General features: G+C 69.1%; 10 protein-coding genes. 6 read left to right on the forward strand and 4 right to left on the reverse strand.

What is annotated here, in order from left to right:
* The first annotated feature begins 9 nt into the window (after nucleotides 1-9).
* Complete coding sequence (locus G6024_RS08900; protein WP_173674747.1) at nucleotides 10-3834, forward strand: multifunctional oxoglutarate decarboxylase/oxoglutarate dehydrogenase thiamine pyrophosphate-binding subunit/dihydrolipoyllysine-residue succinyltransferase subunit; 3825 nt, start codon at nucleotides 10-12, stop codon at nucleotides 3832-3834.
* A gap of 98 nt (nucleotides 3835-3932) precedes the next feature.
* Here the strand turns inward: G6024_RS08900 and G6024_RS08905 are convergent, their stop codons facing one another.
* Entirely contained in the window at nucleotides 3933-4919 is a 987-nt protein-coding gene (locus G6024_RS08905) for a glycine betaine ABC transporter substrate-binding protein (RefSeq protein WP_235027824.1), read from the reverse strand.
* Nucleotides 4920-4988: 69 nt separating this feature from the next.
* Here G6024_RS08905 and G6024_RS08910 point away from each other — a divergent pair, with 69 nt between their 5' ends.
* Nucleotides 4989-6062: a magnesium and cobalt transport protein CorA gene (locus G6024_RS08910; protein WP_182640349.1), complete on the forward strand. Its 1074-nt coding sequence runs from the start codon at nucleotides 4989-4991 to the stop codon at nucleotides 6060-6062.
* On the opposite strand, the gene G6024_RS08915 is transcribed toward G6024_RS08910, so the two are convergent.
* The 3 genes from G6024_RS08915 to G6024_RS08925 are packed head-to-tail and all read right to left on the reverse strand — an operon-like array spanning nucleotide 6063 to nucleotide 8205.
* The gene (locus tag G6024_RS08915; protein WP_235027826.1) at nucleotides 6063-6668 is read right to left on the reverse strand and encodes a suppressor of fused domain protein; all 606 of its coding nucleotides are present in this window, start codon (nucleotides 6666-6668) and stop codon (nucleotides 6063-6065) included.
* A complete protein-coding gene (locus tag G6024_RS08920) occupies nucleotides 6668-7174 on the reverse strand; it encodes a YflT domain-containing protein (protein WP_182640350.1) in 507 nt (168 codons plus the stop codon). The genes G6024_RS08915 and G6024_RS08920 overlap by 1 nt, the downstream gene beginning before the upstream one ends.
* Entirely contained in the window at nucleotides 7171-8205 is a 1035-nt protein-coding gene (locus G6024_RS08925; protein ID WP_132060899.1) for an HpcH/HpaI aldolase/citrate lyase family protein, read from the reverse strand. Before G6024_RS08925 ends, G6024_RS08920 begins: the two co-directional genes overlap by 4 nt.
* A gap of 69 nt (nucleotides 8206-8274) precedes the next feature.
* Between G6024_RS08925 and G6024_RS08930 the strand changes: the two genes are divergently transcribed.
* From G6024_RS08930 to G6024_RS08945, 4 genes are all read left to right on the forward strand, one after another.
* The gene (locus G6024_RS08930) at nucleotides 8275-9588 is read left to right on the forward strand and encodes a magnesium transporter MgtE N-terminal domain-containing protein (protein ID WP_119191780.1); all 1314 of its coding nucleotides are present in this window, start codon (nucleotides 8275-8277) and stop codon (nucleotides 9586-9588) included.
* Nucleotides 9585-10136, forward strand: coding sequence for a DUF1003 domain-containing protein (locus tag G6024_RS08935; RefSeq protein ID WP_067718401.1), 552 nt, complete (start codon nucleotides 9585-9587; stop codon nucleotides 10134-10136). Before G6024_RS08930 ends, G6024_RS08935 begins: the two co-directional genes overlap by 4 nt.
* A gap of 168 nt (nucleotides 10137-10304) precedes the next feature.
* Nucleotides 10305-11360, forward strand: a complete 1056-nt coding sequence (locus G6024_RS08940) for a lytic transglycosylase domain-containing protein (RefSeq protein WP_235027827.1) — start codon at nucleotides 10305-10307, stop codon at nucleotides 11358-11360.
* Between the two features lie 39 nt (nucleotides 11361-11399).
* On the forward strand, nucleotides 11400-12539 hold the full coding sequence (locus G6024_RS08945; RefSeq protein WP_067718407.1) for an Mrp/NBP35 family ATP-binding protein: 1140 nt from the start codon (nucleotides 11400-11402) through the stop codon (nucleotides 12537-12539).
* Nucleotides 12540-12675: the final 136 nt, after the last annotated feature.

Raw genomic sequence — 12675 nt, forward strand, 5'->3', positions numbered from 1 at the left:
CAAGAGATCGTGAGCAACAACGTCTCACAGTTCGGACAGAACCAGTGGCTCGTAGACGAGATGTACGAGCGGTTCGCCAAGGACCCGTCCTCCGTGGACAAGTCCTGGCACGAGTTCTTCGACGCCAACCCGGAGGCCGCCTCCTCCTCCGGTGGTGACTCGACCAACGGCACCTCCCCCGGCAGCTCGGGCGGGAAATCCGGCAAGAGCAGTCGGCCCCGATCGGGAGGTGGGAGCAGTGGGGAATCGGTCACATCAGACAAGAAGCCGTCCGAGATCACCGTCGACGATTCCACCCCCGAGGCGTCCGTTAAGGACATCGCGGCGAAGCCCGCTGCCGACGCCTCGCCCAAGCGCAAGGCCCGCGGGGAGGGGGTGCCCGCCCCGGAGCACAAGTCGGAGGCGCGGAAGAAGTCCGACACCGCGGCGACGAAGAAGCCGTCACGCCCCGAGTACGAGCCCCCCGCGGAGCAGGAGAGCAAGGTCATCCGGGGCGCGGCCAACGCGATCGTCAAGAACATGAACGCGTCGCTGTCCCTCCCCACCGCGACCTCGGTCCGCGCGGTCCCGGCGAAACTGATGGTCGACAACCGGGTGGTCATCAACAACCACCTCAAGCGCACCCACGGCGGGAAGATCTCCTTCACCCACCTCATCGGGTACGCCATGGTCCAGGCCGTCAAGGCCTACCCGAACCTGAACAACCACTACGAGGAGGTCGACGGCAAGCCGAACGTCGTCACCCCGAACGGGATCAACCTCGGTCTGGCGATCGACATGAAGACCAAGGCCGGCCGGTCCTTGGTCGTGGCCGCGATCCGCAACTGCGAGAAGCTCGACTTCCGCGGATTCCTCGACGCCTATGAGGACATCGTCGCCCGCGCCCGCGAGGGCAAGCTGACGATGGACGACTTCTCCGGCGTCACGATCTCGCTGACGAACCCCGGCGGAATCGGCACGGTGCACTCGGTCCCGCGCCTCACCGTGGGCCAGGGCGCCATTCTCGGCGTGGGCGCGATGGAGTACCCCGCCGAGTTCCAGGGCGCGAGTGACGAGCAGTTGGCCAACAACGCCATCGGCAAGATCACCACCCTCACCTCCACGTATGATCACCGGATCATCCAGGGCGCCGAATCCGGCGAGTTCCTGCGTGAGATCCACCGCCTGCTGATCGCGGACGAGTTCTATGACGAGATCTTCGACGTACTCGGCATCCCCTACGAGCCGGTCCGGTGGCGTCAGGACATCACCGACCCGCGGGTGGACAAGGACGCACGCGTCCTCGAGCTGATCGCCGCCTACCGCGACCGCGGCCACCTCATGGCCGACATCGACCCGCTCGACGGGAAGCACGCCAAGCGGCGTCGCACGTTCCACCCGGACCTCGACGTCAACTCCCACGAGCTCACCCTGTGGGACCTCGACCGCAAGTTCTCCGTCGGCGGGTTCGTCGGCAAGGACAAGATGCGGTTGCGGGACGTACTGTCCGCGTTGCGTGCGGCCTACTGCCGCAAGATCGGTATCGAGTACACCCACATCCTCGAGAACGAGCAGCGCCAGTGGATCCAGGAGCGCCTCGAGGGGGTCGACGACAAGCCGACCGTCGCCGAGCAGAAGTACATCCTGTCCAAGGTGAACGCCGCGGAGGCCTTCGAGACGTTCCTGCAGACCAAGTATGTCGGCCAGAAGCGCTTCTCCCTCGAGGGCGCCGAGTCCGTCATCCCGATGATGGACGCGGTGATCGACGAGGCCGCCGAGTTCGGCCTCGACGAGGTCGTGATCGGCATGCCCCACCGCGGGCGGCTCAACGTGCTCGCCAACATCGTGGGCAAGCCCTACCGGCAGATCTTCACCGAGTTCGAGGGCAACATGGACCCCTCCGCCGCGCACGGGTCGGGTGACGTCAAGTACCACCTCGGGGCCGAGGGCATCCAGTACCAGATGTTCGGCGAGAACGAGATCAAGGTGTCGCTCACCGCCAACCCGTCGCACCTCGAGGCCGTCGATCCGGTCCTGGAGGGAATCGTCCGCGCCAAGCAGGACCTCATCGAGGATCCGGAATGGCGCTCCGAGTACCCGGTCGTGCCGCTCATGCTGCACGGTGACGCGGCATTCGCCGGACAGGGAGTGGTCGCGGAGACCCTGAACCTCTCTCAGATCGACGGTTACCGCACCGGCGGCACGATCCACATCGTCGTCAACAACCAGATCGGGTTCACCACGGCGCCCGAGGCCGGGCGCTCCAGCCAGTACTCCACGGACGTCGCCAAGATGATCGGCTCGCCGATCTTCCACGTGAACGGTGACGATCCCGAGGCATGCGTGCGGGTCGCCCGGCTGGCGATGGACTTCCGCCAGCAGTTCAAGAAGGACGTCGTGATCGACCTCGTCTGCTACCGCCGCCGCGGTCACAACGAGGCCGACGACCCGTCGATGACGCAGCCGCGGATGTACGAGGTCATCGACGACAAGAAGAGCGTCCGTCAGTCCTACACCGAGGATCTGGTCGGTCGCGGCGACATCACCGAGAAGGAGGCCGAGAACGCTCTCCGCGACTTCCAGGGTCAGCTCGAGCGGGTCTTCAACGAGGTCCGCGAGCTCGAGAAGCACCCGGTGAAGGCATCCGAGTCGATCCTGCCCAACCAGCCGCTGCCCAAGCGCCTGGTGACGGCGGTGGACGAGTCGGTCGTCCACGCCATCGGCGACGCCTTCGGCAACCTGCCCGCGGACTTCCACATCCACTCGCGGGTGAAGCCGGTCTACGAGGCGCGCCAGAAGATGGCCTACAACGGCAACATCGACTGGGCGTTCGCCGAGCTGCTGGCGATCGGTTCCCTCGTCCTGGAGGGCCGGACCGTGCGTCTCGCAGGTCAGGACTCGCAACGCGGAACCTTCACGCAACGCCACGCCGTTGTGGTCGACAAGACCACGTCGGAGCCCTACTCGCCCCTGCAGAACCTCGAGGACGCCGAGGGCCGCTTCGAGGTGTGGAACTCCGCACTCACCGAGTACGCGGGCGTCGGATTCGAGTACGGCTACTCGGTCGGGGACCCGGAGGCACTGGTGCTGTGGGAGGCGCAGTTCGGTGACTTCGTCAACGGCGCGCAGACCATCATCGACGAGTACATCTCCTCCGGTGAGGCCAAGTGGGGTCAGAAGTCCTCCGTCACCCTTCTCCTGCCGCACGGGCACGAGGGGATGGGCCCGGACCACACGTCCGGCCGCATCGAGCGGTTCCTCCAGCTGTGTGCCGAGGGCTCGATGACCGTCGCGCAGCCGTCGACCCCGGCGAACTACTTCCACCTCATGCGTCGTCATGCCACCGACGGCATCAAGCGGCCGCAGGTGGTCTTCACGCCGAAGTCGATGCTGCGGAACAAGAAGGCCGTCAGCGCGATCTCGGACTTCACCAACGGCAAGTTCCGTTCGGTTCTCGACGACCCGACGTTCGCCGACGGTTCGAAGGACCCCGGCAAGGTCAAGACCATGCTGCTGGTGTCCGGGAAGCTCTACTACGAGCTCGCCGCCCGCCAAGAGAAGGAGGGCCGCGACGACATCGCGATCGTCCGGGTCGAACAGATCCACCCGGTGCCGCACCGCCGGCTGCGCGAGGCGCTGGACCACTACCCGAACCTCACCGAGGTCCGGTGGGTTCAGGAGGAGCCGGCGAACCAGGGAGCGTGGAGCTTCCTCGCCCTGGAGCTGCCCGAGCGCATCGAGGACTTCCCGCCGCTCAAGCGGGTCTCGCGTCGCCCGATGGCCGCGACCTCGACGGGTCTGAGCAAGGTCCACGCCGTCGAGCAGAAGGCGCTGGTGGACCAAGCGTTCGAGTAACCGCCGAATCGGAGGACCGCGGACCTCGAGTGACCGCGTAGGAGGAAGGGCCCGACCACCAGGTCGGGCCCTTCCTCGTGTTCCACCCCTCGCGGAGGTCAGTAACCGTGCTCGTCCAACCAGTAGTTCGCCAACGCGACGGGGGTCGCGGAACCGAATTCGACCCCCAGCAGGAGCTCGCGGACGTCCTCGGTGGTCAGCTCCCCGCTGATCCGGTTCACCAGGGCGAGCTGATCCTCCGAGAGCGAGCCCTTGCGGAACACGGGCACGAGGTGCTGGGCGAGGACGGCGTCCTCGTCGTCGTCCAACGCGACGATGTCCTCCGGATGGAGGACGGGGTCGGCCGACTGGACCAGACCCACCCCGATCTCCCCTTCCCGCAGGGCGTCGAACACCGCGCGGGGGTTGGGCCCCAACGCCACGCGACGGCCGAAACCGCAGTCGTAGGTGGTACCGACGGATGTGGCGAGCTCCCGGTCCGCGAGCGCCTCCTCGCGTGCGCCGAGGGTGAAGTCACCGCACCTCCCGGCCAGGTCGGACATCGTCCGCAGGTCTCGCGATTCCGAGGTGTGCCGGGTGACCGCGTACACGGGGGCGTCCTCGGCGGGCGCAGGATCCGCCGCGGTCACGCCCTCCGGGAGGGCGGCCATCATGGCGGTGTACACCTCATCGGCCTCGACCTCGGTGGAGTTCTCGTCGAAGGTCCGGAGCAACTCACCGGTGAACCCGATCGTGAACGTCGCCTCCCCGGTCACCACGGACTCCACGACCTCGTCCTGGGTCCCGGCCTGCGGGCGGGCGGTCACCCGCGACCCCGACCGCACCAGGGCGTTGCCGTAGATATGACCGACGATCTCGACCTCGCCGAAGGATGCGGTCTCGACGACCACCACCGGATCGTCCCGGTGCGCGGGAACGATCGAGGACTGCGCCTGGCAGCCGGACAGTGCCATCGCGCCGACCCCCGCGAGCACCATCGCGCACCGCCCCGCCCGATCCCCCGTCCGCAGCATCCGACCACGCCCTTCCTCACCCCGGCCGCGCCGGTCGGCGCGGATCACCTCGAGGGACAGTCTCCCAGCCACGCCCGCCGGTCGTCACTCCGAGGGCCCGCACGGCGGATATTGTCAGGCGAGACGAGGAAAGGGGACCGGGTGCCCGCGATCCCACCACGACGGCCGTCGACAACCCGAGCAGATGCCACGCCACGAGGCCCGGCCGGGTCGGCTCACCACGCGACCGTGGACTGCGTCATCTACACCGACGGTGTCGGTGAACGCGGCCGGGTCCCGCACCGCGAGGCGATCCGCCGTGTACGCGACGCCGGTCGAGGCTTCGTCTGGATCGGCCTCGATGCCCCGGGGCGCGACCAGATGGAGGCGCTGTCCCGGGACCTGGGGCTGCACGAGCTCATCATCGAGGACGCGACCAGTGGCCGGCAGCGTCCCAAGTTGGAGGCCTACGACGACGCTCTCGTGCTCAACATGTCGACCGTGCGGTACCTGGCCCACGAGACGGTCACGCAGGTCAGCGACATCGTGTCCACCGGCGAGCTGATGGTGGTCCTGGGCCGGGACTTCGTGGTGACCGTCCGTCACGGGGACCAGATCACCCCCACGGACCTCGTCGGCGCGCCCGGGTACTCGCCGGAACGGTTCGCGATCGGGCCGGCGGCGGTGATGCACGCCGTGGCGGACCGTGTCGTCGACAGCTACATCGAGGCCGCTGAGGGGATGGCCGCGGACATCGACGAACTCGAGTCGGCGCTCTTCACGCCGCGCACCCGGGTGGACATCGAACAGATCTACGTCCTCAAGCGGGAGCTACTCGAACTCAAACACGTCATCGGGCCGTTGACCACGCCCCTGCGACGCCTGTCGGTCGATCATCTCGACCTCGTCCCTGCCGAGGCCCGCCACTACTTCCGCGACGTCCAGGACCACCACGCACAGGCGGCAGCGGTGGTCGCGACCCTGGACGAGCAGAGCACCTCGCTCGTCAGCGCGGCGGCGGCGATAGTCGGGGTCCAACAGAACACCGACATGCGCAAGATCTCCGCCTGGGTCGCCATCGCGGCCGTACCGACGATGGTCGCGGGCGTCTACGGCATGAATTTCCGCCACATGCCGGAGCTCGAGGCGCGATACGGGTACTTCGTGGTGCTGGGGATCATGGTGGCGATGTGCGCCGGGCTCTTCCTGCTGTTTCGCCGGAACCGCTGGTTGTGATCAGCGGTTCAGCCCGGGGTTGACCGCCGAGCGCCCGGGATCGGTGACATCGATGCCGGCCTCCGCCCACGCCTCCTCCAGTTCCGCCGCGCCCTTCATCCGTACCCACGCCGCCTCCGTGTGGGTGACCGGAACGGCCCGGAACACGGTGACCGGCGCGGCGTCACCGGGCAACGGCACGTCCGGGATCTCCGGAGCCCGCAGGACGACCCCCGTGAACGACGCGCCCGGCCAGAGCGGCTCGCCCAGGTCGATCAGTGCTCCCTCCGACAGGACGAGGCCCTCCACCGCGGGTGCGGCCGCGAGCACCGCCAGCGCGCGGACCAGACCGTCCACCCCGCCACGCAGGATCAGACTCAGCTCCGCCCGCGGCGCGGTGGGGTCGGGAACGAGGGCCGAGGGGTCCCCCATCGGTTCGGCTGAGCACCCCAGCGAGACATACCGCACCACGCCGGACTCGATGTCCACGAACCGCAGGATCCTGATCGGTGACGCGCCGAGGAATGTCACCGACGCCTCCTGGGGCTCCGGGCCGTGGTGCTCGATCAGATGCGCCCGCACCACGGAGAGCACGTCCGAGGAGCTCGTCGGACCGCCGGGCAGCACTACTTCAGCCCGAGGCGGGCGAGCTCGTCGCGCACCCGTTCCGCGTTGGCGGGCTCGCACAGGACGTCGTACCGTCCCGCGACGAGCTGCGAGGTGGACGCGAAGTCACGCTTGCCGCGGGTGGCCGCGTAGGACAGCGAGGCCGAGACGACCCCGAACACCGACCCGCCCACCAGGCCCGTCAGGACGACTCCCCACATGGGCTGCGTGAAGATGCCGAGCAACAGGCCGATGAACAGCCCGAGCCAGGCGCCGGTGGCCAGGCCACCGAGCAGGACCTTGGGCCATGTGAGCCGGCCGGTCACCCGCTCGACCTGCATCAGGTCCACTCCCACGATCGTGACCTCGTGGACGGGGAACTCCTCGTCCGCGAGATGATCGACCGCGGCCTGGGCCTGCGCGTAGGTGGGGTACGACCCGACCACCCAACCGGTCGGCGGCGTGGGCAGGCCCGGGGTCTGACCAGCCCGGGTCCTACCGCCTGCCGGATTCACGCGAGAGCTCATGATGTCCGTCCTTCCGGGTCCGTTCCTGCACCGGCCTGATCCGTCACGGTCATCCCGCCCGCACGACCCCGCGCGGACACGACCATCGCCATCTTACGACTGGCCTCGTCGAGCATCTCGTCGCCGAACATCACCGCACCGCGAGCACCTCCCTCGACGGACGTCGACCGCGCGTAGGCGGCGAGGATGGCCTCGGCCTGGTCGAACTCCTCCTGGCGGGGGCTGAACACCTCGTTGCCCGCGTCGACCTGGGCCGGGTGCAACACCCACTTGCCGTCGAAGCCGAGTGCTGCGGTGCGAGCGGCCGCACGGCGGAACCCCTCCACGTCCCGCACCTTGAGGAAGGGCCCGTCGATCGCCTGGAGGCCGTGGGCGCGGGCGGCGACGAGGATGGTCATGAGTACGTGGTGGTAGGCGTCACCCGGGGCGTAACCCTCCGGTTGCTCCCCGACCGTGAGGGTGCGCATCCCGACGGAGGCCATGAAATCGGCCGGACCGAACACCAGCGTCAGGACACGCGGACTGGCCGTCGCGATCTGATCGATGTTGGTCAGCCCCAGGGCGTCCTCGATCTGGGGTTCGATGCCGATGTGCCCGACTGGTAGGCCCGCCGCCTTCTCGACCTGGGTCAGCACCAGGTCGAGGGCCACGACCTCCGCCGCGGAGCGCGCCTTCGGCAGCAACAGTGCGTCGACGCGGGCACCCGCGCGACCGACTATCTCGGTGACGTCCCGCACCGTGTACTCGGTGTCCCACGCGTTGACGCGCACCACCACCGTGGGTGCGGCGAAGTCCCCGCCGTTCAGGGCGGCCACCACGTTCTGGCGGGCCTCCTCCTTGGCGGGACCCGCCACCGCGTCCTCGAGATCCAGGAAGACCTCGTCCACCGGCAGTCCCCTGGCCTTGTCGATCATCTTGACACTGCTGCCGGGCACGGCCAGTACCGTGCGCCGGGGACGGGCACGGAGTTCGGCGAGCGCCGCGGCGGCGTCCTCCGATGGCGCGGGTGTCGCGTGGGGGGCTGCGGTCATCGTGAGTGGCACTCCCTTACGTCCGGTATGGCGGGCGGGCGCCGCCCGTGGGTGACTAGCCTGGTCGACATGGCGAACCTCAACAAGGCCTTCGTCGCCAGGCTAGCCGGACTACCGGTGATCGGCCCTGACGGGGACGACATCGGACGGATCCGGGACGTCGTGGTGACGATGCGGTCTCGGCACAAGCCCCCCCGGGTGATCGGACTCGTGGTCGAACTACCCACGCGTCGCAGGATCTTCGTGCCGATGCTCAGGGTCGCCTCGATCGACCCCCGGTCCGTCTCCCTGGTCTCGGGCACCATCAACCTGCACCGGTTCCAGTCCCGACCCGGGGAGAACCTGGTGCTCGGGGCGTTGGTGGACTCCGTGATCGGAGTCGAGCGGGACCAGCTCGGTTCGGAGAAGTCGGGCGGTGACCAGAAGGACATCCGTTACCAGGTGGTCGACGTGGAGATTGAGCGTCAGCGCTCGAGGGACTGGCTCGTCTCCCGACTCGCCGTACGCGCACGACGCGGGCGCGCCTCGCTCGGCCGCCGCGGCGAGGTGTCGATCCATCCGTGGAGCCGGATCCGGGGACTCGACGACGACGCGATCGGCACCCCGGAACACAGTGCCGAGAGCCTGGTCGAGCACTATGCCGACATGCGCCCGGCCGACGTCGCGAACGCCCTGCGGGAACTGCCGGAGGTCCGTCGGCTGGAGGTCGCCCGGACACTGGACGACGAGCGATTGGCCGACATCCTGCAGGAACTGCCCCACGACGAGCAGACCGAGATCGTCACCCGGCTCGAGCTGGAGCGCGCGGCGGACGTGCTCGAGGCGATGGACCCCGACGACGTGGCCGATCTGCTCGGCGAGTTGCCGGAGCAGGACGCCGAGTCATTCTTGGAACGCATGAACCCCGAGGACTCGGCTCCCGTCCGGCGTCTGCTCACGTTCGACGCGGACACCGCGGGCGGGCTCATGACCCCCGAGCCGATCATCCTGTCTCCGCAGACGACGGTGGCCGAGGCCCTCGCCCACTGCCGCAACCCCGACCTCAGCCCGGCCCTGGCCAGCCTCGTCTTCGTCGTGAGGCCCCCCACCGCGACACCGACGGGCAAGTACCTCGGATGCGTCCACATCCAGGCGCTGTTGCGGGAGCTGCCGTCGATGATGGTGGCCGAGACCGTCGACACCAGCCTGTCCACGCTGCGCCCGTCCGACTCGACGGACGCCGTGACCAGGTTCTTCGCCACCTACAATCTCGTGTGCGGGCCGGTGGTCGACGACGAGGGACACCTGCTCGGCGCGGTGGCGGTCGACGATCTGCTGGACCATGTGCTCCCGGACGACTGGCGGGACATGGACCTGCACGACGACAGGGAGGCGACCCGATGAGCGAGCCCACCGTGCGGTCCTCGCTCTCGATGCCGGTGACCTCGCGCAGACCGAGGATCAGCTTCGACGCAGACGCGGTCGGCCGCTACAGCGAGTCCGTCGCGCGGTTCTTCGGGACCGGCACATATCTGCTGATCCAGACGATCATCGTGATCGTCTGGATCATCATCAACGTCGCGGTGGTCGCCCTGCGCTTCGACCCGTATCCCTTCATCCTGCTCAACCTCGCGTTCTCGACGCAGGCCGCCTACGCCGCTCCGCTGATCCTGCTCGCACAGAACCGGCAGGAGGACCGCGACAAGGAGTCCGTCAGGGAGGATCGCCTCCGCGCCACGCAGACCAAGGCGGACACCGAGTTCCTCGCCCGGGAACTCGCCTCGGTCCGGCTCTCCGTCGGTGAGACGGTCACCCGCGACTACCTCCGGCGGGAGCTCGACGACCTCCGTGATTCCGTCGAGCGGATCGAGACCCTCCTCTCCGGCCTCGAACCCGGGACGTGTAACGCCGATCACAACAAAACCGATTCAGACGTCAAGGGCCGGGGGTAGCCTCGGCCGGGACGGAACGTCGTGGGGCGCAGCACGTTCGCTGGGCCGACCGGGAAGTCGTAGGGGGAAGTCTTGCGCCGTTTTGCGCACAACGCCGATCGCCGGGTTCTGACCAGTGCCGCCGTTACCGCCAGCGCGATCGCTGTGCTGTCGGCCGTGGGACTGAACATGGACACCAGTCGCCCCGCGCCGCCGGACATCACTCCGCTGGCCGAGTACGCGCCCAGCACGCCGACGGTGACCGAGGCTCCCGCCACCTCCCGCACCACAGAGCCGTCCCCGGAGGAGGAACCGGCCGCACCGGAGGACCCCGGCGCCGCCCACATCGAGCCGGCGACCATCCCGGACGGGCCGCTGGGCATCCCCGGCATCGCCCTCGACGCCTATCACCGCGCCGCGGACCGCCTCAATGCGGAGAAGCCCGCCTGCGAGATGGACTGGACTCTCCTGGCCGGTATCGGCCAGGTCGAGTCCAACCAGGGACGTGGTCGGTTCGACGTCCACGGCAACACCATCGGCCGCATCCTGGGCCCCCGCCTCGATGGGAGCCTTCCGGGAACCGCCGTCATCACCGACACGGACGGGGGCCGGTTCGACGGCGATGCGGAGTTCGACCGCGCGGTGGGCCCCGTGCAGTTCATCCCCTCGACCTGGGCCGGTCTCGGTCGCGACGCCAACGACGACGGGGTGGCCGATCCGAACAACATCTACGACGGCGCGCTGTCGGCGGCGTCCCTGCTGTGTGGGCAGGGGGGATCGATGGCCGATCCCGCCGCCCGCACCCGGGCGGTCCTGGCCTACAACAACTCGCTGGCCTATGTCGCCAACGTGAACGCCTGGGCCCACGGCTATGCGGTCAACGCCGTCCCGCTGCCGTCGGACCTGCCGGAGATCCACCAGCCCGAACCCACCATCGAACCCCCGGAGCCGCCCGAGCGATGCCCCGAGGGGTGGGAGGGCGAGCCCACCGAGGCACCCGAGCCCGTTGCTCCGGGTGAGCCCGAGGCCCCGGTGCCCGGTTGCACGGAGGTCGAGCCCCCGACGACTCCGGCCCCGCCCGCGCCCAGCGCCTCTCCTTCGCCGTCGGCGACGCCGACTCCGACGCCGTCGCCCGAACGCCCGGCGCCTCCGGCGGTGGCGCCCCCGGCTCCGGCGCTACCGGGTTTGCCCGTGATCGAGTTGCCCTGCATACCTCCGTTCTGCGTGCCGTCGCCGCCTGCCTGAATCGTCACCCGGTGCCGTGACGCCTAGACTCGGGGCATCATGAGTGCACCCAGCGAAGAACTGATCCGGGCCGCCCTGGCGAAGGTCGACGACCCGGAGATCCGGAAGCCGCTCACGGAGCTCGGCATGGTCAAGGGTGTCGAGGTGGACCCCGCCACGGGCCGGGTCGACATCGGCATCTACCTGACCGTCGCCACCTGTCCGATGCGGGACACCATCACCGACCGTGTCCGCACGGCGGTGGCCGACGTCCCGGGCGTCGGCGAGATCGCTGTCGAGCTCGACGTGATGAGCGACGAGCAGCGCACCGAACTGCGCAAGCACCTGCGCGGGGATGCCGCGGAGCCCGTCATCCCGTTCGCCCAGCCCGGCAACCTGACCCGCGTCTACGCGGTCGCCTCGGGCAAGGGAGGGGTCGGCAAGTCCACCGCGACGGTCAACCTCGCCACGGCCCTCGCCTCGCGGGGGCTCTCCGTGGGTGTACTGGACGCCGACATCTACGGCCACTCGATCCCGCGGATGCTGGGGACCGACGCGCGACCGACCCAGGTGGAGCAGATGATCCTGCCGCCCGTCGCGCACGACGTGAAGGTCATCTCGATCGCACAGTTCACGAAGGGCAACACCCCGGTTGTGTGGCGCGGGCCCATGCTCCACCGGGCGTTGCAGCAGTTCCTCGCGGACGTCTACTGGGGTGATCTCGACGTCCTGCTGATGGACCTGCCCCCCGGCACGGGCGATGTGGCGATCTCGATCGCGCAGCTCATCCCCTCCGCGGAGATCCTCGTGGTCACCACGCCCCAGCAGGCTGCCGCAGAGGTGGCCGAGCGGGCCGGATCGATCGCGCTGCAGACCCGTCAGCGCATCGCGGGTGTCATCGAGAACATGTCATGGCTCGAGCTGCCCGACGGCACCAGGATGGATGTCTTCGGCACCGGCGGCGGTGCCGAGGTGGCGGCCAATCTGTCCCGCTCGGTCGGTGCACCCGTCACGTTGCTCGGTCAGGTCCCCCTGGAGCAGGCCGTGCGCGAGCACGGGGACGAGGGCACGCCCATCGTCCTCGCCGAGCCGGATTCGCCGTCCGGGCGCGCATACCGCGAGATCGCGGACGGTCTGGCCGTGCGCCCCCGGGGCCTGGCGGGGATGAACCTCGGGATCGACACCACCCGGCACCTCTGACGGACGGCGACGGCCGGGGGCTCAGCCCCCGGCCGTTCGTGCCGTCTGTCCGCCGCGGGTCGGGCCGGACGCGACGCCGGGCCCGGTCGTGAGGGCGGATCAGGTGGCGTCGCTGTCCCACACGGGTCCCGATGAC

It is taken from the genome of Dietzia maris (assembly GCF_014144855.1).
GTDB classification, from domain to species: domain Bacteria; phylum Actinomycetota; class Actinomycetes; order Mycobacteriales; family Mycobacteriaceae; genus Dietzia; species Dietzia kunjamensis.